Below are 18,596 nucleotides of genomic sequence, written 5' to 3' on the forward strand. Positions count from 1 at the left end.
TCGACTTTTTATTCGAAATAACTCTACATATATACATGGTATTTAATTTATTTAAAGATAATTAAAAGAATGTTCAGAAAATATAGGGCGATTTTGTAGAAGTATTGTATGTCTGAATTTATTTAACAAAAAAAGATCATGCAATTTGCATGATCTTTTTAGATGACCCGTACGGGATTCGAACCCGTGTTACCGCCGTGAAAGGGCGGTGTCTTAACCACTTGACCAACGGGCCGTTAAATTAAATATAGCGGCGGAGGGGATCGAACCCCCGACCTCACGGGTATGAACCGTACGCTCTAGCCAGCTGAGCTACACCGCCATGTCGTCTTATTTAACGGACAATTAGTATCTTACATCAGATATACTTTAAAGTCAACACATCTCAAAAACTTTTTTAAAATATATTCTCCCATATAAAAAAGCACCCCGAGTAATCACTCTGGGTACCTCTCTATATGTTAAGAATTAAACGGACTTATTATCCGCGACGTGCGCCACGGCCACCACGTTTAGATTCTGTGTTACGCTTTAAAGAAGTTAAACGATCTTCACTATCTTTTAAAAAGCGTGCCATCTTTTGCTCAAATGTTTCTTTTGGAGCTCGGTCGTTACCACCACCGCGGTTATCTCTGTTGAAAGAACGATTATTACGTTGTGGACGTCCAGAACGTTGTTGATCACCACCGCGTTGGTATTCACCACGTGGACGATCTCCTTCTGTTTTTTCACGTTCTTTCGCTTTTTTAATAGATAGACCAATTTTTCCATCTTTTTCAACATTAATAACTTTTACTTCTACTTGGTCGCCCACTTTTAAGTGATCGTTGATATCTTTCACATAATTATCAGCAACCTCACTAATATGAACAAGACCCGTTAAGCCTTCTGGCAGCTCCACAAAAGCCCCAAAATTTGTAATACCTGTTACTTTACCCTGTAACTTGCTGCCTACCTCGATTGACATAAAAAAAATGCTCCTCCTTAGTGGTTAAAAAGTCAAATTTTACTTTATTATATATAATCCTAAAATATAGTGTCAATAAGACATACTCTACTTAGAAACAGGAAAAATTATCTCCCCTTTTCCGGAGAAGAAATAATCCCTTCTAGCAATCTTTAAAACGTACTCTTCATCATTCAACTTTTGAACTTCATCTTTTAGATTCTTTTCTTTTTTCGTTAATGAATCCAGTTCTTTTTTCATGTCCTTAACTTTTGCTTCTTTTGCTTTAATGGAACTGTTTTGTTGATAAAACGTCACACTAATACTAGCAATAATTGTAAAAGCAAAGACAAGAAAAACCGCTAAACGGCGATAAAGTCGCTTCCCGTTCTCATCCGTTTGTATTATATGCTCTTTAACAGGATTTGGACTCTGTTTTTCGATTGTTCTTTGTCTCAGTTCCCTCATTTCCGAGGTCCCCCTAACTTCTTTTTTATACGCTCCCATAATTGGAAGATATGTCCCTTCAATTTTGCTACATATTGCAGGAACCCTACATGCTTCATTATAAAAAGTTTAACACGATTAGGGAGAAGTTTCCATATGAGCGAAGCAATAAATCGAACAGGCCAGACAAAAACTTTCCATATGAAAAGTAATATCCAAATCACCATTTTCCATAACACATGTCCAATTGAAAGCAGTATACGAAATAAGAATAATATAAATGCAATAAATAGCTGCGCTATAATAATAACAGGTTTTATCATGAGTAGCTGTATAATTCGAACAAAAAATTGTGTTGTTTGTACAAAAATATAGATGAGAAAATTTAACATCTTCATGTATAATGCTTTCAATAAGCTTTGATATGCTGCAAAACCACATAATAATGCCAAAAATACATATATACGTAGTTCAGCTTCATTCACAAGCAGTAATACATAAAAAACGAATAATGCTTGGACAATCCAAAATAGTATATCGTGTATAAATACAAGCCAACGCTTCCGCTCTTGGCGTTTTAAAAACCGTTGATATGTATCTAAAGATGCACCAATCCAAGCACCCATTCCAATCATTGAAAGCATTGTATACAGCTGGACTGTTAGGCTCATTTAAACAACTTACTAAAGAAGCCTTTAGTTTTCTCCCCTTGGTTCTCATCAATATACAGCATCTCATGAACTTTCCCTTTAATCGATACAACACCCTTTTCTACATCTAAATTCTTCATTTGCAAATTTTGACCACGAATTGTTAAAAAGCCCATTACAGTCTCGAGTAAAAATTCTTCGCTATCAAAACTCTCCACTTGCTTTACACCAGTAATATCGATTACACGCCTGCCACGCATGATAATATCATGCTCTACAGAAACATTTTGTTGATTAGAAGACATAGGTGAGTAACCATTATTCACGAAAATCCCCCCATAGCTTTATACTAGCTAATAGTAATGTATGAAGGGGCAACCGACTTTAGAACAAGCCTTCTTCCGCTTTTACTTTTTCTTCGCGAACCATACTATACATGTTTGCCGCATCTTCTTTTTTAGTTGTTTCTTTCAATTCGTTTACTTTCACAGTTACTATTTTTTGACCGAAACGAATTGTTAATTCATCATCCACTTTTACATCTGAACTCGCTTTTGCCACTTGGCCATTGATCGATATTCTTCCTTGATCAGATACTTCTTTTGCTAATGTTCTTCTTTTAATTAAACGTGATACTTTCAAAAACTTATCTAGACGCATATCAAATCCCCCTATTAGCGCTCTGTTTGTTTTGCCTCTTCCCATAAAACATCTAACTGTTCTAATGATAAATCTTGCATTTCTTTATTCATTTCGGCTACTTTTGCTTCCATGTATAAAAAACGGCCCATAAATTTCTCATTAGTTGAACGTAACGCTTCTTCTGGATCTAAGTTATAATGACGAGCTATATTAACAAATGCAAATAGTAAATCACCAAATTCACCTAGCATCTTTTCCTCATCCATATTTATAACTTCTTGCTGGAATTCTTGCCATTCTTCTAAGGCTTTCTCTATCATCGGCTGCACATCAACCCAATCAAACCCAACTTTTCCAGCCTTCTTCTGAATTTCATAAGCACGCATTAATTGCGGTAAACTTTTTGGAATTCCGGTTAAAACAGATTCTTTTACGAATCCTTTTTCTTGTTTTTTAATTTCTTCCCAATTCACAATCACTTCATCAGCATTATTTACATCTGTATTTCCAAACACATGTGGATGACGACGAACCATTTTCTCAGATAAAGTTCGAATAATATCATCTATCGAGAACCAACCTTCATCCTCTCCAATTTGGGCATGGAGCATAACTTGCAATAATATATCACCCAGCTCTTCTACTAAGTGATCATCATCCTCTTCATCAATTGCTTCTAACACTTCATACGCTTCTTCAATTAAGTATTTCTTTAAAGATTGATGCGTCTGCTTTTTATCCCACGGACAACCATTCGGTCCACGCAGATCAGCTATAATTTCTCTAAGCACATCAAACTGCTGATATAAGGACGCACGTTCCTTAACTGGCGGTACATATACACTCGTTAAATTATTTAATTCCGTTTCATGATCTAACATGTATAACGGCACCTTTTTCACTTGCTCAAATGAAGTTCCTGCAGCTGTTACGATGTATACCTCGTAATCATCTGGCAACATCTCCATTAACGTTAGCTTCACATCCGAAGCAACGAACGCATCATACACTTGGCAAAAGATTAAATGTTGACGTAATTCTAATTGCCCTCTTTCAAATGATGTAGCATCAATTAATTGGAACCCTTCGATCGGATCAATCTTTAAACTTGCAAACATCGGATCAAGGAAACTTTGTCCGCCTTCAATTCGCACTTCAACATTTGCCACTTCTCCTTTTTGCAAAAGGAGCTGAACTGTTCTTTCTGCTACAAGCGGATGACCTGGAACAGCATAAATAATTTCTGCACCTTTAGCTTGTTCCAGTAATGTATTCGCGATTGTTTCATATACGATTTCAAATGTATCATGTGCTTCATATACATTATCAAAAGCCGTATACTTTATACCTTCTTTTCCCAATTCTTCTATAACTGGATGCTCCTTCGTTCTAACAAACATATGGTCCGCTTCTTTTATCTTTCGATATACACCCATCGTCAACTGATCTAACTCGCCAGCACCTAATCCCAAAACAGTAATGATTCCACTCACAACCTGCCACCTCTATCCACTCTTCTTCAATGAACCTTCTTTTTTCTCTTGTTTCATAACGGTTCCTAATTCTTCTTTTGTAAATACACATAATTTTAAAATTAGAAACGTATATGTCAATCCACCAATAGCTACACCTAACAACGCTTCAATTGTTGCGATTCCTCTATGTCCTGCATCAATTACTAATCCAGACATTTGTGATACACGCATAAATACTATTAATACAAATCCCATACCGATACCACTAATAGCTATACCTAACATATTCCGCTTATCAATAAGTGACCCCGATACAGCTTGCATAAGTAATCCACTATTTAGCAAGGCGATTACAATAAGCGTAACTAAAGTTGCAATTGCAGCTCCTTTCACATCAAAGTACGGCATTAATATATAGTTTAAAGCTAGCTTCAAACAACCTCCAAATACAACGAATATTGCTGGTTTTAATGTTTGTCCCAACCCCTGCAAAATAGAAGCAGTTGTAATTGACAATGAACTAAATAAAATAGATAAAGATAAAATCGATAGCACATCTGATCCATCACCATTTTCAAACAACATAATATTTGTAGGTTGAATAATACAAGTTAATCCAATAGCCGATGCAAATCCAATAACAAATGTTATTTTCATTGCTAACTTTACCTTTTCTTGAATAAATGAAAGATCTCCTCTTTCCTTCGCCGCTGTAATAATAGGAATAAGTGACAACGAGAAAGAAGTTGTCACAACAGTACCTAGTTGCATAAGCGGGATGCTTCTATCATAAACCCCTTTTAGTACCTTTGCATTTTCAACTTGCTCTCCCGCACGGATAAGCAAAGTATAAAAGGAAACAGAATCAGCCATTTGTATAAAAATAAGGACTAAATTACTAACACAAATCGCTAAACCCTGCCAAAAAAGGATTTTAATAATCCTTTTTTTATTTCCAATACTCTTCCAACTTTTGAAGAAAATAGCTCGAAAATCATGGCGCATATAAAGTAAAAGTACAATAATCCCAATAAGCCCGCCTGCGATCGAACCTACCATAGCACCTGCACCTACTGTATATAGGTCAAATCCGTGAGCAATAAGGAATAGTGATAAAAATACAATAATAGAAACACGAATCGTTTGTTCAATTACTTGCGAAACAGCTGTCGGCATCATATTATTGAACCCTTGAAAATACCCTCTCGCTACAGATAAGAATGGCATTAGTAGAAATGAAAACGAAATAACACGTAATAATTTATCTAAATGTATATCGCCCATAGCCGATGCAATTGTTTCGGCCCCAAAGAATAATGTAAAAAATCCTATAAAGCCAATCCCTAATAAAAACCAAAAAGATACACAAATAATTTCTTCTGCTTCTTTTTGTTTTCCTCGTTCTAATCTTTCTGCGACCATTTTTGAAATAATAATGGGAAATCCATAAGTAGCTAAAATTAAACAAAATCCATAAAACGGATAAATTTGTTGGTAAATATAAAAACCAATATCACCCGCTATATTTTGATATGGAATACGGTAAAAAGCGCTTAATACTTTCGTAACAAAACTTGCGATTGTTAATATAATAGCCCCACGCCAAAAGGCTTGATACTTCTTCGCTTCCATACAAGAAAACTCCTTTTTCTATTCTCACCCCTCGTATTATATCATAAAGAAAAAAACAAACTCCCTTGCATACGCGAGTAATAATGGCTTCTTTCAATTTCAAAAATATCCAACGAAAAAAGGTAGCAAAGCGCTACCTTCATTCGATATACCTACATCTCCAAATAATTGATTTCTTAAGAAGAAATATCATAATTAGGAAAGATTGCTACTTCTAAAATTCGATATGGCCTTACTGCTCCATTTGTTTCGCTAAAAAGCTTGCAGCTGTATTTACTGACTTATGCTCTACTTCACTTATAATAGCCTCTTTAGAGAAGATAATAACAGCTCCAATTGGATCTCCATTCGCAACAATCGGGCCAATTGTATAGGAGCTAACTCTTTCTGCTACTCCATCAATAATTGAAATTTCACTTTCATCTGTCATAATTACAGACTTACGCTCTTCCATTGTCTTCTCAATTAAATCGCCAACACTTTTATTTAAGTATTCTTTTTTAGATACGCCCGCTACTGCGATAATAGAATCACGATCGCATACAAGCACATTATGTCCTAAGCTATCGTATAAAGCTTCCGTATATTCTTTTGCAAAATCACCTAGTTCACTAATCGGAGAATATTTTTTCAAAATGACTTCTCCATCGCGATCAACAAAAATCTCTAAAGGGTCTCCCTCACGAATACGTAAAGTTCTACGAATTTCCTTCGGAATTACTACCCTGCCTAAATCATCAATTCGACGTACGATTCCAGTTGCTTTCATTCTAATGCTGCCTCACTTTCTACTGATGATCAAAGTGGTGAATTTACCTGTTCATGTAAAAATCACCAACTGTTAAACATAGTATTTTACACATTAGTTCTTCTATGCACGTCGAATTGCATTTTTTTATCTTATATTAGGCATTTATTACTTCTTTTTTTACATCTGGCAAACCTTTTAATAAATTTTCAGCAATTGTTAACCATTTCGATGTCTCTAAACCATTCGTTTTCATAACAATTTTCAATTGTGAACCTTCCATGCCAAGACCGATCATACGACCAAAGCTATTCCCAAGCATGAATAATTTTCCACCATCGATATTTTGGCTCGCTTGTTCAGAAAACAGGAATGTTACTTCAAATTTATTTTGCTTAATTAACTCAATTTGTTCTTTCATTGCCAACACTTTAATGTTTGCGATTTGTAATAAATAACCAACTTCTTGTGGATAATCGCCAAATCTATCGATCATCTCTTCCTGCAACTCTTCAATATCCTCAATTGCAGAAACACCTCTAAATTGTTTATACATCATAATTTTTTGTTTACTATCTGAAATATAAGCATCCGGTAAATATGCATCTACTTCTAAGTCAATTTCAACATTAACCGTATTTTCAACTCCGTCTGTTCCTCTACGTTGTTCAATTGCATCTTTTAACATTTGAGAATACAGATCAAATCCGACAGAATCAATAAATCCATGTTGTTCTGCCCCTAACAAGTTACCCGCACCACGAATTGATAAGTCTCTCATCGCAATTTTGAAACCAGATCCAAGCTCTGTGAACTCTTTAATTGCCTGCAAACGCTTCTCTGCAACTTCCGATAACACTTTATCACGTTTGTATGCAAAGTATGCATACGCGACGCGATTAGAACGTCCAACGCGCCCACGAAGCTGATACAACTGCGATAATCCCATACGATCTGCATCAAATACAATTAATGTATTTACATTCGGAATATCTACACCCGTCTCAATAATAGTTGTACTTACAAGAACATCATGCTGTCCTTCTAAAAACGATAGCATAACAGACTCTAATTCACCTTCATTCATTTTCCCGTGTGCGTATGTTACACGCGCATCTGGAACTAACATCGAAATTTCATCTGCTTTTCTTTCAATATCCTCCACACGGTTATATAGGAAGTAAATTTGACCACCTCTTGCAAGCTCTCGCTCTATCGCTTCTCGCATTAACGCTGGATTATACTCTACTACATATGTTTGTACTGGGAAACGATTCTCTGGCGGTGTCTCAATAACAGATAAATCGCGCACACCAAGCATAGACATATGTAGGGTACGTGGAATCGGCGTTGCCGTTAATGTTAACACGTCAACATTTGCTTTCAATTGTTTAATTTTTTCTTTATGCGTAACGCCGAATCTTTGTTCCTCATCAATAATAAGAAGTCCTAAATCTTTATAAGTAACATCTTTAGATAAAATACGATGCGTTCCGATTACAATATCCACCGTTCCATCTTTTAAACCCTTAATCGTTTCATTTTGTTGTTTCCGCGTACGGAATCTACTTAGTAACCCTATATTAATTGGGTAATCTTGAAAACGCTCTCGAATTGTTTCATAGTGTTGTTGCGCAAGGATTGTTGTCGGTACTAAAATCGCAACTTGTTTTTCATCCATAATTGCTTTAAATGCCGCACGAATAGCTACTTCAGTCTTTCCATACCCTACGTCACCACAAAGAAGCCTATCCATCGGACGTCCGCGTTCCATATCTTTCTTAATCTCTTCAATAGAACGTAATTGATCCTCTGTCTCTTGATATGGGAAAGAAGATTCAAATTCTTGTTGTTCTGCCGTATCTGGCGTATATGCATAACCTTTTGAAGCTTCGCGCTCGGCATATAATTTAATTAGGTCATCTGCAATGTCTTGTACAGATTTTTCAACTTTCGTTTTGACCTTCTTCCAATCATTTCCGCCCAATTTATAAACTTTTGGATCCTTACCTTCAGATCCTACATATTTTTGCACTTGGTCAATTTGTTCAATTGGAACGTATAACTTATCATTACCTTGATATTTAATATTTAAATAATCTTTATGAACACCGTTAATCTCTAATGTCTCAATACCTAAAAATTTACCTATACCATGGTTTACATGAACTACATAGTCTCCAACTTTTAATTCCGAATAACTTTTAATACGTTCAGCGTTAGATAACTTTTGTTTGCGTTGCGATTTTTTAACTTTCTTATGAAAAAGCTCTTTTTCAGTAATAACAACAAACTTTTGCATCGGCATTTCAAATCCTGCATGTAAATCACCTACAGCAATTTGTAACCTTCCAGGCAATAAGATATCTGTGGCCTCCACAATGTCTGCATCAATATCATAATCACTTAAAATATGTTGTAATTTTTTCACACGTTCATCATCTGTTCCGAGCACAACGGTCGTAAACTGTCCTTCATTCCATCTATCAATTTCAGTTTTTAACAACTGCATCTGCCCGTGGAAATCTTGCATCGTTTTACACGTCACATTCACAATGTTTTGCGGATGTGTATGTGCTATATGACGTAAGAATAACGTTAAATATACAAAACTTCTTTTTTTATGATGAAGAAACTCCTCAAATGAGTGGGAGAAAGATAAATCCTGAATAATTGTTCCTTCACCAAGAAGTGAGATATACCATTCCGCTTCTTCTGTTTCAAGATGTGATGCTGTTTCTTGAATACGGGAAAGCTCATCTAAAATAACTACACCATTTTCCGGTAAATAATCTATCAGACTAGCAGGTTCTTTATAAAAAATAGATAAGTATTTAAACATTTGTTCTATACTTTGCCCATTTTTCAACATTTCAATTTCATGACTTACCGTCTCAAGCACCGTAGTCTTTAATTTATCATCGGAAAGCTTTTGCATCGTTTTAGTCAAGCCTTCTTCAAGCTGCTTAATTCCCGATTTCAATTCTTCCTGTGAAAATAAAAACTCTGTTGCCGGACCAAACCTAACACTTTCCCTTTTATCTTGAGAGCGCTGTTCTTCCACATCAAATAATCGAATAGAATCGACTTCTGTATCGAAGAATTCAATGCGAAACGGTAATTCTTCAGTTAATGGATAAATATCTAATATTCCCCCGCGCAGACTGAACTCCCCTGGAGCTTCTACCATCGACTTACGCTCATAACCAATATGATGTAAAGTATGCAAGAGTGCATCTAAATCAATCTCTTGCCCTAGATTGATTTCAATTTGCCTTTGCTTCCACAATTCTTTTATTGGTAAAAATCTACGTAGTCCTGCAACTGGCGCTACAATAATCCCATTCTCTCCCGCAGCTAAGCGATTTAACACTTCAATGCGCTGCGCCTTCAATTCTGGACTTGCAACACCAATTTCTGACGCAATCAATTCATTTACTGGATATAGCCATACATCTTTTTCACCAAGTAACGCCACTAAATCTTCATGTACTTTTTGTGCTTGGTATAAATTGTGCGTCACAATAAGTTGTGATTTTTTTGTTTTTTTATATAAAGCTGCCATTAATAATGAACGAGAGGATGTTGCCATACCCGATACAAGTTGCTCTTTCAACCCATCTTCCAGCCCATTAATAACCGATTGTATCTCTTCATTTTTATAAAATTGCTCTAATAAACCTATCATTATCAAAACTCCTCTCAACATAAAGAGCAAGTTACTATATTTTATGCAAATATTTTGGAAAAAGAAAACAGAAAAATGCTTTGGACATGCCAAAGCGACAACATTTTATTGCAGAAATTTTTCATATTCATAATACTCAGGATAAGATGCTAGCGTTTCTTGACACGATTCACAAATCGTTTTTATATATATATTTCCATTCTCATGAAAATGAATCATATCCACTACTTCTTGCTCTGTTAGTTGAAACAAAACGTCGCTATATACTTTTTCTGCGATAATGGAACCTACATTGTTCCCACAATGTCTGCAGTAATAATATCCTTCCATACTAGCCTCCTAAATATCCAATTACTACTAGTATGGGTTAAAATAAAATAAAATATTCCCAATTATACGCCTAACTATTGAAAGTATTCATGATTTGAAGAAAAGGCTTATTTAACCATTCCTCACATGCATCAGCTGCTTTTTCAATGGACTGATTGACACCGGAAGTTTCTTCAGACGTAAAACGCCCTAATACATAATCCACTACTTTCATCCCATTTTTTGGACGATCGATTCCCATGCGGATACGTTGAAATTCTTGTGTTCCTAAATGTGAAATTGTTGATTTTACACCATTATGTCCACCCGCACTACCTTTCATACGAAGGCGTAATTTACCTACAGGAATATCTAAATCATCGTACATGACAATGAAGTCCTCGACATCAATTTTATAATAATCCATGAGCGGACGGATACTTTCTCCAGATAAATTCATATATGTAAGTGGTTTTAGTAAGATTACTTTTTCCCCGTTAACAAAGCCTGCACCAAATAACCCTTTGAATTTTTGTTCATTCAAAGAAATATTCCAACGCTTTGCAAGTTCATCAATCGCCATAAACCCAATATTATGCCTTGTTAATTCATATTCTCTACCTGGGTTCCCAAGTCCTACTATTAATTTCATTCTTGTACCACTACTTTCTTTTTTCGATACGAAAAGACGTAACCAAGCTTGGTTACGTCTCATTCTATCCAATTAATTGAATAATACACTTACAGATTCTTCTTCGTATACACGAATGATTGCTTCTCCGATTAATGGAGCAACTGAAAGTTCATGTACCTTATCAATTTTCTTGTCTTCTGGTAATACAATAGAGTTCGTTACAACTAACTCTTTAATGTTCGAATTTTGAATACGCTCAATTGCTGGGCCAGATAATACTGGGTGTGTACAGCAAGCATATACTTCAGAAGCACCGTTCTCAACAAGAGCGTTTGCCGCTAATGTAATTGTACCAGCTGTATCAATGATGTCATCAATTAAAATTGCTGTTTTGCCTTCAATGTTACCGATAATGTTCATTACCTCTGATACATTCGGACGAGGACGACGCTTATCGATAATAGCGATTGGCGCTTTAAGACGATCTGCCATTTTTCTAGCACGAGTTACACCACCGTGATCAGGAGACACGATTACGATATCTTTAAGACCTTTTGTCTCAAAGTAATCTGAAAGAATCGGTACACCCATTAAGTGGTCGATTGGGATATCAAAGAATCCTTGAATTTGTGGAGCATGTAAATCTAGAGTGATTACACGAGTTGCACCTGCTGTTTCAAGCAAGTTTGCTACAAGTTTCGATGTAATTGGTTCACGAGAACGCGCTTTACGGTCTTGACGCGCATAACCATAGTAAGGAATAACAATATTAATTGTTTTTGCAGATGCACGTTTTAATGCATCGATCATAATAAGTAATTCCATGATATGTTCGTTTACTGGGAAGCTTGTAGATTGAATAATGAATACATCGCAACCACGGATACTTTCTTCAATGTTAATTTGAACTTCTCCATCACTAAAACGATCAACAGAACATTTTCCTAGCCCTACTCCAATATGCTTTGCGATTTGCTCAGCAAGTTCCTTATTAGAGTTTAAAGAGAATACTTTCAAATTAGAATTTAGATATTGAGTCGACATCTAGATTAACCCTCCACATTATGATTTTTTCTTATTCAGCAATTGATCAACATAGTCTTCTTTGTTAACTTGACGTGCACGTGCTACTGATAATGCTTTTGATGGAACATTCTCTGTAATTGTAGAGCCTGCTGCCACATAAGCACCATCTTCAACTGTTACAGGAGCAACAAGATTTGAATTACATCCAATAAATACCCCGTTACCAATCACAGTTTTAAATTTATTCTTGCCGTCGTAGTTCACCGTAATTGAACCACAACCAAGATTCACGTCTTCTCCAACTTGTGCATCCCCGATATAACTTAAGTGTGAAGCTTTACTTCTATTACCAAAAACAGTTTTTTTGATTTCTACGAAGTTTCCAACGCGCACTTCATCTCCAATAACTGAATCTGGGCGAATATGTGCAAATGGACCAACCGATACTTCTGTACCAAGTTTACTTTCATGTACAGTAGATTGACGAATTACCGTACGATCTCCAATTTCACTATCGCGAATTACTGTATGTGGTCCAATTTCACAATCAGAACCAATTACAGTGTTACCCTCAATAACTGTTCCTGGGTGAAGAACTGTATCACTGCCAATAATTGCATCAGCAGAAATGTATGTGTTACTTGGATCAATGATTGTAACACCATTCACCATATTCTTTCGGTTGATACGGTTTTTCATAATAATTTCCGCTTGCGATAGAGCGACTCTGTCGTTAACACCTAACGTTTCATCGAAGTGCTCTGTTTGATAAGCTGATACGATATGACCTTCATTTTTTAAAATCTCAATAACATCCGGAAGGTAATATTCACCTTGTACATTATCATTTGAAACTTTAGAAAGTGAAGCAAATAGAGCTTTATTATCAAAACAATACGTACCTGTATTGATTTCTTTAATAGCTAATTCTTTTTCATTTGCATCCTTATGCTCAACAATCTTTTCAACATGACCATTCTCATTACGAACGATACGGCCATATCCAGCAGGCTCTTCTATGTACGCTGTTAGCACCGTCGCCATTGCTCCCGCTTCTTCGTGTTGCTGAAGCAATGCTTCCATCGTTTCAGCAGTTATTAGAGGTGTATCACCACAAATAACTAAAGTTGTTCCTTCTTCATTTGCAAGTACACTTGCAGCTTGGTCTACAGCATGAGCTGTACCAAGTTGTTCTGCTTGTAATGCAAACTCACTTACGTTTCCTAGCTGTTCTTGTACCTTTTCGGCACCATGTCCAACGACTGTTACAAGTTTCTGCAATCCTAATTGAGATACTTGATCGACTACATGTTGTACCATCGGTTTTCCACATACAGGATGAAGCACTTTGTATAGCTTGGACTTCATACGTGTGCCTTTACCTGCAGCTAGAATCACTGCAAATCTGTTTGACATATAGACCCTCCATCGCAACCTATTTATCCATTAAAGATATTATCCTAAATCATCATATATTTCAAGAAACACATTATAACTATTAAATTTTACCATAATTCTTATACGATGTTTTACTCTTTAGTATCTTTTTTAAGAAATAAGCTATACTATTTTAAATGATTTTGAAAAAATTAGAAGTTTTTCATTTTTATTTTAATGTAATATGAATATTTAAAATAAGAAACGTGCAAAATTCCACAAAAAAAACAAACCCCTGTAAATGCTTACAGGAGTTTGCTACAAAATTATAGGGCTTTCTTTAAGAAGCCCTTTTCATTCGAATTTTACGAAGCGCCTGCTTCTTCAAACTCAACTTCTTCTAACTCGCCTAAACGGTGATACTCTGCTAAAACCGCATCTTGAATTTTAGAACGTGTGTTAGAATTAATTGGATGTGCAATGTCACGGAATTCTCCATCTGGAGTACGTTTACTTGGCATTGCTACAAATAATCCATTATTGCCATCAATTACACGAATATCATGAACAACAAATTCATGGTCTAGAGTAATAGAGGCAATCGCTCTCATACGGCCTTCTGTGTTTACGCGGCGTAATCTTACGTCAGTCACTTCCATCTTGTGTTCACCACCCTTTTCTAAATAAGCGATATATTTGTATAAATTCCACAAATTTTCTATTTTCCCTTTAATTTTTTAAAAATTTTTAAGATAAAAATTTTTAAATTAGTTGAATATAAGAATTAGTGGAGGTTATCGCTTACAAAGACTTACTTCACTAGGGCAATTACTTCAATTTCAACTGAAACATCTTTCGGTAATTTTGCTACTTGTACACAAGAACGAGCTGGTTTATGAGTAGAGAAATAAGAGCCATATACTTCATTAACAGCATTAAAATCATCCATATCCTTTAAGAATACTGTCGTTTTTACCACTGTATCAAATGAAGCACCTGCTTCTTCTAATACCGCTTGTAAATTTTGAAATACTTGCTCTGTTTGTACTGTCACATCTCCTGTTACAAGTTCCCCACTTGTAGTTAATGGAATTTGTCCCGAACTATAGAACATATTATTTACAATAATCCCTTGTGAATATGGCCCAATCGCTTGTGGCGCTTTGCTTGTTTGAACAACCTTCATATTTTTCACCCTTTAATATTTATTTTTACTATTTAAAAATAGTGCAACAAAGGCAGTTTGTCCATCTATTTTATCATTTATAAATAGGGATAAAAAAAAGATAAAGCTATCTGCTTTATCTTTCTACTCGGCCTCTACAAGCCCCTCATCAAATGGCGCAAGTGAATAGTTCCCTTTTTCCACTTGAATTGCTTTTTCTTTCACATCAACTTCTGACAGACGAATTAATGATACAAAGTTATTAATAAGTCTTTCTTCAATGTCCGTAGATTCTACTAATACGCCAATTCCAACAACATTAGCTTTAAACTCTTCTAGCATGCTCATCATACCTTGAATTGTTCCGCCAGCTTTCATAAAGTCATCAATAATTAAAACATTAGAGCCTTCTGGAAGGCTACGCTTCGCTAACGTCATCGTTTGGATTCGCTTAGAGGAACCTGATACATAGTTAATACTAACAGTGGGTCCTTCTGTTACCTTGTTATCTTTTCTCGCAATTACTACTGGTACATCTAAGTAATTTGCCACTGCATAAGCAAGCGGAATCCCTTTTGTCGCTACTGTCATAACCGCGTCAATCGGTTGTCTAGCAAAAACAGAAGCAAACAAACGACCTGCGCCATTAATCTGGCGAGGATTACTTAAAAGATCCGTCATATATAAGTAACCGCCAGGCAAAATACGATCTGGGTTTTCAAATAAGCTACAAAGCTCATTAATAATCAGATTTGCCTCTTCTTCACTTATATAGGGAATATATTTCACTCCTCCTGCTGCTCCTGGTACCGTTTGCAATGTGCCGACCCCTTGTTGTTCAAACGTTTGCTTAATAATAACTAAATCTTCACTAATGGAAGATTTAGCCGATTGATACCTTTCAGCAAAAAAAGTGAGAGAAACTAGCTGACGAGGGTTTTGTAACAAGTAATAAGTCATATCGACCAATCTTGTACTTCGTCTAATTTTCATACTCTCACCTCAAATCACGAATATTCTAAACAAATCATAACTTATTATACGTCTTTATTCAAGCGTTTCTCGTTCTCCTAATAAGCGTACTGCATATACTTGTTCGCAAAATCCTTTTAATCCGTTATATATACGATGCATTCGCGAATCATGGTGTACAAGACCAAATACAGTTGGGCCACTTCCACTCATTAATACAGCATCCGCACCGAAGCGTTTCATCTGCGCCTTAATACGTGCAACTTCAGGATGCATCGCAAACGTCACATCTTCTAAAACATTACCAACAGTATCACAAATTCCTTTATAATCCCCATGGTTAATGACTTCAACCATTTTATCTACATTTGGATGAGTAACACGATTTAATTTTAAATTTCCGTACACGTCAGCAGTAGATACACCAATGTGGGGCTTTGCCAAAATAACCCAACAAGAAGGCGGAGTTTTTATATGTTCAATTTTTTCTCCTCTTCCAGTGGCAATTGCAGTTCCACCATATACACAGAACGATACATCTGACCCAATTTCTGCGCCAAGCCCTGCTAATTCATCGATTGTTAGCCCTAAATTCCATAACTTATTAAGGCCACGTAATGTCGCTGCTGCATCACTACTTCCACCTGCTAATCCAGCGGCTACTGGAATCGTTTTTTCAATAGTAATAGATACACCTTTTTTTACATTAAACTTCTCTTTTAATAATTTTGCTGCTTGATAAGCTAAATTGCGTTGGTCGTCTGGGACATACCGATTATGGGACAAAATTTCAATACGGTCTTCTACTAATTCAGTTAGCTCTAAACGATCTGCTAAGTCGATTGTTGTCATAATCATTTTCACTTCATGATATCCGTCTTGTCTTTTCCCCAGTACATCTAACGACAGATTAATCTTTGCTGGTGCTTTCACTAGTAGCTTCAATCTATTCACCCACTCTATGTACTCAATCTTTTATCGTTTATTTTACCATAAATTTATAGTAAGACGATGACACTTCCCTAATTATAACGAAAAGCATTCAGAATGAAACTACTTATGTCAAATGATGGCACCTTTTAGCGTACAAAAAGCCGAGGAATCTCTCCTCGGCTACCGTAGCATAGAAAGTATCTTACAACTACTGGTTTTGTTTCATTAATTGCTGTTCTGCAATTTCTATAGCACGTTTCACCATATTACCAGCATCTTTCGCACGAATTCCGCCCCATCCTTCTTTCTGAACAACATCATAAAAGCCAAGCTCTTTTGCAAGCTCTTCTTTAAATTGATTTGACATGACTCCTCTTCGTCTACTCAATGCAGAGTCCCTCCTTATTTTGCTACGGTATAATTAGTATGCAAAATAATATAGCTTTTCATTTATGGAAATATATGTAACAGACAGCGCATTAATTATAAAATGCTTCATTATGAGGTTCATCGTAAAATGTTAACTCTACTGTCTCTGTTAAAACATCTGCATAACTATACGATACACGTTGCAATGCATCTTCTTGCTGATCTAATTGTACAACAAAGACAGAACGATACGTTTCTGCAAGTACACCCGACTGCTCCACAGTTTTTCTTCTTCCGCTGTTCGCCTTTAACATAAGTCGCTGTCCAAGATGGTGATCTAATTCGTTTTTAATATCATCTAAACGTTTTGACATATACCTTGCTACACCTCGCTGTAATTTAGATTGAACACTTAAAACACGATATATCTATCCCAATTATTAACCGCAATTCACAGACAATATCATTATAAAAGCATCATGCGTTCGAATAGATAGAAGAAATACTATATTGTAAAAGTATCATTGTATAGTCTGCACGTTCTTGCCGCTTTTTATCCAAATTCATTCAAATCATTTCCGCATAAAAAAGCAAGATACGTATGTACCTTGCTCATTCGTCATAATGTTGAAAGGGTAACCCTGTTCGTAAAATCCCTCTTGTTTCAATCCCGCCCAGTCCCTTTTCACCAGTAATTGTATTACGCACAACGTCCCATACATTTACTCTTTCCATAAATGAAGTGAAACTAATTTTTCCAACTACATATACAGGATCTAGAGCATGAATATTAATCCTAGCCGGTGAACTAGCAAAATTAGCACCCGCTCGAATCAACGCCTCAAAGTGTGATTGACAAGCTCCAGCAAAAATAACAAGTTGATCCAATGATGGATATTTTTTTCGAACTTCTCGAACAGCCTGTACAAAATGTCTAGAATGTCTATATGCCGCTAAATCTCCCATAACCCCTTTTGACCTTGTATATGCATCATGCCCTGTAATTACTAAAATGTCTGGACGAAAGTGATCTATTAAATCTACTACCTTTTCATGCATCTCTGTTTCCTTACAATGAATACCTTGAACAGGAACGCCTATTTTATTATATAAATCTAAACACTTACGCAAATATAAAGGATCTCCGTCTATATGCAATACACGTCCTGGCATTTGAAAATAATTCACTTCGCTTGTGTACCCACCAGTTGAAGTGTGTTCATGCCTTTGTTTCATCAATACGTAATCTTGCTGAAACAAACGGTACGTACGCTCCATCGTTTCTTTTTCATGCTTCACTCTATTTTTATGTTCTCGTTGATCTATACTAACTAAATCTTCTAGTGGTGCATCTGCCACAAGTCTAATTTCTTCTCCAAACAATATTGCTGTTTCACCTTTTATTTCTATAACACGAAAAAGAATATCTCTCTTATACGAATATCGTTCCACTAACTCTCCAACATGTAAAGCCATTCTCCTACCCCCAAACTCATTAGGCCATCTTACCTGTTTTTAAAGTATGAATTTTGAGTAGGAAAGGTGACAAAAGGGACAGTTCAAGTTGAACTGTCCCTTTATTA

20 protein-coding genes and 2 tRNA genes are annotated in these 18,596 nt (G+C 35.9%); all 22 read right to left on the reverse strand.

The window, feature by feature from the left end:
• Positions 1 to 163: 163 nt before the first annotated feature.
• Positions 164 to 235: transfer RNA gene (locus MR109_RS25620), tRNA-Glu, on the reverse strand.
• Between the two features lie 13 nt (positions 236 to 248).
• Positions 249 to 322 (reverse strand) — tRNA-Met (locus MR109_RS25625).
• A gap of 159 nt (positions 323 to 481) precedes the next feature.
• Positions 482 to 967 (reverse strand): S1 domain-containing RNA-binding protein, encoded by a 486-nt coding sequence (locus tag MR109_RS25630; RefSeq protein ID WP_000021451.1) that lies wholly within the window; start codon positions 965 to 967, stop codon positions 482 to 484.
• Between the two features lie 87 nt (positions 968 to 1,054).
• Complete coding sequence (gene divIC, locus MR109_RS25635) at positions 1,055 to 1,414, reverse strand: cell division protein DivIC (protein WP_002174564.1); 360 nt, start codon at positions 1,412 to 1,414, stop codon at positions 1,055 to 1,057.
• Entirely contained in the window at positions 1,411 to 2,064 is a 654-nt protein-coding gene (yabQ, locus tag MR109_RS25640) for a spore cortex biosynthesis protein YabQ (protein WP_048375170.1), read from the reverse strand. Before yabQ ends, divIC begins: the two co-directional genes overlap by 4 nt.
• A complete protein-coding gene (yabP, locus tag MR109_RS25645) occupies positions 2,061 to 2,369 on the reverse strand; it encodes a sporulation protein YabP (RefSeq protein WP_001059101.1) in 309 nt (102 codons plus the stop codon). The genes yabQ and yabP overlap by 4 nt, the downstream gene beginning before the upstream one ends.
• 58 nt (positions 2,370 to 2,427) lie before the next feature.
• Complete coding sequence (locus MR109_RS25650) at positions 2,428 to 2,703, reverse strand: RNA-binding S4 domain-containing protein (RefSeq protein ID WP_002174562.1); 276 nt, start codon at positions 2,701 to 2,703, stop codon at positions 2,428 to 2,430.
• 14 nt (positions 2,704 to 2,717) lie between these two features.
• Positions 2,718 to 4,178, reverse strand: a complete 1,461-nt coding sequence (yabN, locus tag MR109_RS25655; protein WP_242274380.1) for a bifunctional methyltransferase/pyrophosphohydrolase YabN — start codon at positions 4,176 to 4,178, stop codon at positions 2,718 to 2,720.
• A gap of 12 nt (positions 4,179 to 4,190) precedes the next feature.
• Positions 4,191 to 5,792, reverse strand: a complete 1,602-nt coding sequence (locus tag MR109_RS25660) for a putative polysaccharide biosynthesis protein (protein ID WP_242274381.1) — start codon at positions 5,790 to 5,792, stop codon at positions 4,191 to 4,193.
• Between the two features lie 232 nt (positions 5,793 to 6,024).
• A complete protein-coding gene (gene spoVT, locus MR109_RS25665; protein ID WP_002174559.1) occupies positions 6,025 to 6,561 on the reverse strand; it encodes a stage V sporulation protein T in 537 nt (178 codons plus the stop codon).
• Positions 6,562 to 6,697: 136 nt separating this feature from the next.
• A complete protein-coding gene (gene mfd / locus MR109_RS25670; RefSeq protein ID WP_002174558.1) occupies positions 6,698 to 10,228 on the reverse strand; it encodes a transcription-repair coupling factor in 3,531 nt (1,176 codons plus the stop codon).
• A 105-nt stretch (positions 10,229 to 10,333) separates the two neighbouring features.
• Positions 10,334 to 10,558 (reverse strand): anti-sigma-F factor Fin family protein, encoded by a 225-nt coding sequence (locus MR109_RS25675; protein ID WP_002174557.1) that lies wholly within the window; start codon positions 10,556 to 10,558, stop codon positions 10,334 to 10,336.
• A 70-nt stretch (positions 10,559 to 10,628) separates the two neighbouring features.
• A complete protein-coding gene (gene pth, locus MR109_RS25680) occupies positions 10,629 to 11,189 on the reverse strand; it encodes an aminoacyl-tRNA hydrolase (protein ID WP_277931103.1) in 561 nt (186 codons plus the stop codon).
• A 72-nt stretch (positions 11,190 to 11,261) separates the two neighbouring features.
• A complete protein-coding gene (locus MR109_RS25685; RefSeq protein ID WP_002174555.1) occupies positions 11,262 to 12,215 on the reverse strand; it encodes a ribose-phosphate diphosphokinase in 954 nt (317 codons plus the stop codon).
• Positions 12,216 to 12,233: 18 nt separating this feature from the next.
• Positions 12,234 to 13,613 carry a bifunctional UDP-N-acetylglucosamine diphosphorylase/glucosamine-1-phosphate N-acetyltransferase GlmU gene (glmU, locus tag MR109_RS25690; protein ID WP_002174554.1) on the reverse strand — a complete coding sequence of 460 codons (1,380 nt, stop codon included), beginning with the start codon at positions 13,611 to 13,613 and terminating at the stop codon, positions 12,234 to 12,236.
• A gap of 326 nt (positions 13,614 to 13,939) precedes the next feature.
• Positions 13,940 to 14,233, reverse strand: coding sequence for a septation regulator SpoVG (spoVG, locus tag MR109_RS25695; RefSeq protein ID WP_002174553.1), 294 nt, complete (start codon positions 14,231 to 14,233; stop codon positions 13,940 to 13,942).
• Between the two features lie 152 nt (positions 14,234 to 14,385).
• Positions 14,386 to 14,760: a RidA family protein gene (locus MR109_RS25700; RefSeq protein WP_071720066.1), complete on the reverse strand. Its 375-nt coding sequence runs from the start codon at positions 14,758 to 14,760 to the stop codon at positions 14,386 to 14,388.
• A gap of 123 nt (positions 14,761 to 14,883) precedes the next feature.
• Positions 14,884 to 15,732 (reverse strand): pur operon repressor, encoded by an 849-nt coding sequence (gene purR / locus MR109_RS25705; RefSeq protein WP_025151181.1) that lies wholly within the window; start codon positions 15,730 to 15,732, stop codon positions 14,884 to 14,886.
• Between the two features lie 54 nt (positions 15,733 to 15,786).
• On the reverse strand, positions 15,787 to 16,656 hold the full coding sequence (gene ispE, locus MR109_RS25710; protein ID WP_131801217.1) for a 4-(cytidine 5'-diphospho)-2-C-methyl-D-erythritol kinase: 870 nt from the start codon (positions 16,654 to 16,656) through the stop codon (positions 15,787 to 15,789).
• A gap of 196 nt (positions 16,657 to 16,852) precedes the next feature.
• Positions 16,853 to 17,032, reverse strand: coding sequence for an acid-soluble spore protein SspF (gene sspF, locus MR109_RS25715; RefSeq protein ID WP_001985066.1), 180 nt, complete (start codon positions 17,030 to 17,032; stop codon positions 16,853 to 16,855).
• A gap of 91 nt (positions 17,033 to 17,123) precedes the next feature.
• Positions 17,124 to 17,387 carry a biofilm formation stimulator Veg gene (gene veg / locus MR109_RS25720; protein ID WP_000044339.1) on the reverse strand — a complete coding sequence of 88 codons (264 nt, stop codon included), beginning with the start codon at positions 17,385 to 17,387 and terminating at the stop codon, positions 17,124 to 17,126.
• 238 nt (positions 17,388 to 17,625) lie between these two features.
• A complete protein-coding gene (yabG, locus tag MR109_RS25725) occupies positions 17,626 to 18,489 on the reverse strand; it encodes a sporulation peptidase YabG (protein ID WP_002174549.1) in 864 nt (287 codons plus the stop codon).
• Positions 18,490 to 18,596 lie beyond the last annotated feature (107 nt).

The sequence above is a fragment of the Bacillus cereus group sp. BfR-BA-01310 genome (assembly GCF_022664325.1).
GTDB lineage: Bacteria > Bacillota > Bacilli > Bacillales > Bacillaceae_G > Bacillus_A > Bacillus_A paramycoides.

Excerpts from the sequence above, each read along its gene's own strand:
- MR109_RS25660 (WP_242274381.1), bottom strand. The coding sequence starts at position 5,792 with ATGGAAGCGAAGAAGTATCAAGCCTTTTGGCGTGGGGCTATTATATTA.
- purR (WP_025151181.1), bottom strand. The coding sequence starts at position 15,732 with ATGAAAATTAGACGAAGTACAAGATTGGTCGATATGACTTATTACTTG.
- spoVT (WP_002174559.1), bottom strand. The coding sequence starts at position 6,561 with ATGAAAGCAACTGGAATCGTACGTCGAATTGATGATTTAGGCAGGGTA.
- veg (WP_000044339.1), bottom strand. The coding sequence starts at position 17,387 with ATGTCAAAACGTTTAGATGATATTAAAAACGAATTAGATCACCATCTT.
- MR109_RS25675 (WP_002174557.1), bottom strand. The coding sequence starts at position 10,558 with ATGGAAGGATATTATTACTGCAGACATTGTGGGAACAATGTAGGTTCC.
- MR109_RS25700 (WP_071720066.1), bottom strand. The coding sequence starts at position 14,760 with ATGAAGGTTGTTCAAACAAGCAAAGCGCCACAAGCGATTGGGCCATAT.
- yabG (WP_002174549.1), bottom strand. The coding sequence starts at position 18,489 with ATGGCTTTACATGTTGGAGAGTTAGTGGAACGATATTCGTATAAGAGA.
- spoVG (WP_002174553.1), bottom strand. The coding sequence starts at position 14,233 with ATGGAAGTGACTGACGTAAGATTACGCCGCGTAAACACAGAAGGCCGT.
- yabQ (WP_048375170.1), bottom strand. The coding sequence starts at position 2,064 with ATGAGCCTAACAGTCCAGCTGTATACAATGCTTTCAATGATTGGAATG.
- pth (WP_277931103.1), bottom strand. The coding sequence starts at position 11,189 with ATGAAATTAATAGTAGGACTTGGGAACCCAGGTAGAGAATATGAATTA.
- mfd (WP_002174558.1), bottom strand. The coding sequence starts at position 10,228 with ATGATAGGTTTATTAGAGCAATTTTATAAAAATGAAGAGATACAATCG.
- divIC (WP_002174564.1), bottom strand. The coding sequence starts at position 1,414 with ATGAGGGAACTGAGACAAAGAACAATCGAAAAACAGAGTCCAAATCCT.
- MR109_RS25630 (WP_000021451.1), bottom strand. The coding sequence starts at position 967 with ATGTCAATCGAGGTAGGCAGCAAGTTACAGGGTAAAGTAACAGGTATT.
- glmU (WP_002174554.1), bottom strand. The coding sequence starts at position 13,613 with ATGTCAAACAGATTTGCAGTGATTCTAGCTGCAGGTAAAGGCACACGT.
- MR109_RS25650 (WP_002174562.1), bottom strand. The coding sequence starts at position 2,703 with ATGCGTCTAGATAAGTTTTTGAAAGTATCACGTTTAATTAAAAGAAGA.
- MR109_RS25685 (WP_002174555.1), bottom strand. The coding sequence starts at position 12,215 with ATGTCGACTCAATATCTAAATTCTAATTTGAAAGTATTCTCTTTAAAC.